General features: G+C 57.4%; 3 protein-coding genes. 1 reads left to right on the top strand and 2 read right to left on the bottom strand.

All coding sequences use genetic code 11. From position 1 onward, the window contains the following. Nucleotides 1-888, top strand: an 888-nt coding sequence (locus K6T64_RS16645; protein ID WP_288011333.1) for an MBL fold metallo-hydrolase, incomplete at its 5' end; no start/stop codon positions are given. A 58-nt stretch (nt 889-946) separates the two neighbouring features. Here the strand turns inward: K6T64_RS16645 and K6T64_RS16640 are convergent. After that, nucleotides 947-1,909 carry an AEC family transporter gene (locus K6T64_RS16640; RefSeq protein WP_232059609.1) on the bottom strand — a complete coding sequence of 321 codons (963 nt, stop codon included), beginning with the start codon at nt 1,907-1,909 and terminating at the stop codon, nt 947-949. A 41-nt stretch (nt 1,910-1,950) separates the two neighbouring features. Continuing rightward, a complete protein-coding gene (gene thpR, locus K6T64_RS16635) occupies nt 1,951-2,511 on the bottom strand; it encodes an RNA 2',3'-cyclic phosphodiesterase (protein ID WP_288011328.1) in 561 nt (186 codons plus the stop codon). Nucleotides 2,512-2,636: the final 125 nt, after the last annotated feature.

Below are 2,636 nucleotides of genomic sequence, written 5' to 3'. Positions count from 1 at the left end.
GATCTGATGGAACGCGGCTTGTCCGGCCGCACGGGTTCGTACATTCTTCCCGGAGAAAAAAACGCCATCATTGAAACCGGGGGCAGTCTATCTCTACCGCAAATCACTGCTGGAATCCAGGAGGCGGGTCTGTCGCTCGACGCGATTGATTATATCCTCCTCACGCATATCCACCTGGATCACGCCGGGAGCGCCGGTAGTCTGGCGGCTGTCTGTCCGAAGGCCAAAGTGGTGGTTCACCCCCGGGGGGTCCGCCACCTGGCAGATCCCACCCGGCTGGTGGCCGGCGCCCGGGCCGTCTACGGGGACAGACTGGAGTCTTTGTTCGGGGAGGTTCTCCCAGTTCCCGCCGATCGCCTCATCGCCGCGGATCACGGAGGGACCCTCGACCTCGGCAGCCGGAAATTAACCTTTTATCACACCCCTGGACACGCGAAACACCATATCAGCATTTTTGACCCGGTGAGTCGAGGGGTGTTCACCGGGGACACGACGGGGATTCGCTATCATCGGGAGTTGACCGGACTCGACCGGGACTACTTGTTCCCGACCACTACCCCGGTGGATTTTGATCCTAAGGCAACGCACGAATCGGTGGCCCTTTTGCGATCTTTGCGACCGGCCAAAGTGTTCTTAGGCCATTTTGGCGCCACCGATGCGGTGGACTGGGTGTTCGACGAAACCGAGCGGTTGGTGGACACTGTAGCCCAGTTGACCGAGAAGGTGTATCGGCCGGACATCGCCCTCGAGGAGATGGCCCGTCACCTGAAATCTTTCGCCTTGGATGATATGAAACAAACAGTCGGTACCCCCCACAGTGACGCATTCCTGGACGATGACATGTTTCTCAATGCCATGGGATTGCTCCACTGGTATTCGAATCGATAAATCCTCCTGGGGAAAAGACGGGTGTCCCGTCTCTTCCCCCGTTCTTCTGAATACCGCCTCAAGAACCAAACAGCCAATTCACCCCGTACAAGAGCCCGGTTACGGTGGCAAAACTCATCACGGTGGACAAAAATGTGGTGCCGGCGACAAAATCCGGGCGGGTTCGGTACTGGGCGGCGATCATGGTCATAATCACCGCCGTAGGCATGGAATTCTGCACCACCAGTATCTTCGCCGTCAAACCGCCGATGCCGAGCAAATAGCAGATACCGACCATGACGGCCGGGGACGCGACAAGCCGAACCAAACTGGATACCGTCGCCGGAACAACGTCTCCCCTGGGTTTGACGTGGACCAGTTGCATTCCCAAAATCAACATCACAACGGGAATCATTGCATCTCCGATCATCTTGATCGGATCATAAATAAAATCAGGAATGGGGATATGTAGCACATTCACGGCAAGGCCCACCACAGCCGCATAGGTGGTGGGCAGGCGGAACACATCGGCCGCAGCCCTGCGCCAATCGGACTGCTCCAAGGAAGCAAAATAGACGCCCAGCGTATACATCAGGACAAAGTTCAACACCACAATAATGACGCCCAAGGAAAAAGCTTCTTGCCCGTAGGCGAAAAGCAAGATGGGAAGACCATAATTCCCCGTGTTGGGAAACACTGTGGTCATCAACGCGGGCATCAAAAATGTTTTCATCCCCAGGACCCGGATGACCAGCCAAGTGATACCTGCCATGGCGGCGGTAAACAATAACACGGCGGCCGTCATTTCCGCCATCTGTCCGAGGGTGAGTGGATTACGAGCCAAAAAACTGAAGATCAACGCCGGGCTTAACACGGATATGGAGAATTTTGATATAGCCGTTAAATCCGTTGCACCGTAACGTCCGAATAAGTAACCGATTCCAATAATCAGGATGACGGGAACTGTCACATGGATGAACAGACTTTCTTCCCTCCCAGGCTGGCAGCAAAATCCGCGAAACGGATGCCACGGATTCCTCATAGGTCCTTCGGCTCCGTTCGCGCCCTTCCCCCGTGTTCTTTTTAGTCATTTTGGTCCGCCTGGAACCCGAAGCTGCTCACCGCCCGGTACTCCGGGCCGGCGGGGGAAAGCCTCGACTCATAGCGATGAAATTCCGATACCCGGAAGGAAATCCCCGCCAGCTCCTCGGTATCCGGAGCCCGGGAGCCGGCTGGCTCCCAGGGGAGGGACAGGCGGCCCAAGGTGAGGTGGGGACGATAAGCAGGCCGGTCGTTACCCGAAGCCCCCAGGGCGGTGGCGGCCTCCCACAGGCTTTGTCGCAGGGCCATCAAGTTCGGGTTGGGCCGGATTCCGAGCCAAACGACCTTACTCCGGTTAAACGTCCCAAGACTCCCGAGGACGAGGTCAAAAGGGGCCGTCTTTTTAGCCGTCTCCCGGGCCGCTCCATCGGCCGAATCCAGCTTGTCATCGATAAGATCGCCAAAAAAAAGCAGTGTGATATGAAACTGCCCGCGATGATACCACCGTTTGACCGGAATGGCCGCCCCTTGGTCCGCCGCCCACGCCTCGATTCGCGCCCCGATTTCCTCCGGGAGGCCGATCCCCCAAAAATACCTGCCCACCTCATCACCCCCTCACATTCGCCGGGATCATCGGCCGGGCGGAATCAGTCCTCCTGCCATTTCACCGATTCGCTCGGACACCCTTCAAAAGCATCCCGGGCGTCCGCCACGTACTCTTCGGGAAT

It is taken from the genome of Kyrpidia sp. (genome assembly GCF_023512215.1).
Taxonomy (GTDB): Bacteria; Bacillota; Bacilli; order Kyrpidiales; family Kyrpidiaceae; genus Kyrpidia; species Kyrpidia spormannii.
This window is presented reverse-complemented; position numbering and strand designations above follow the sequence as displayed.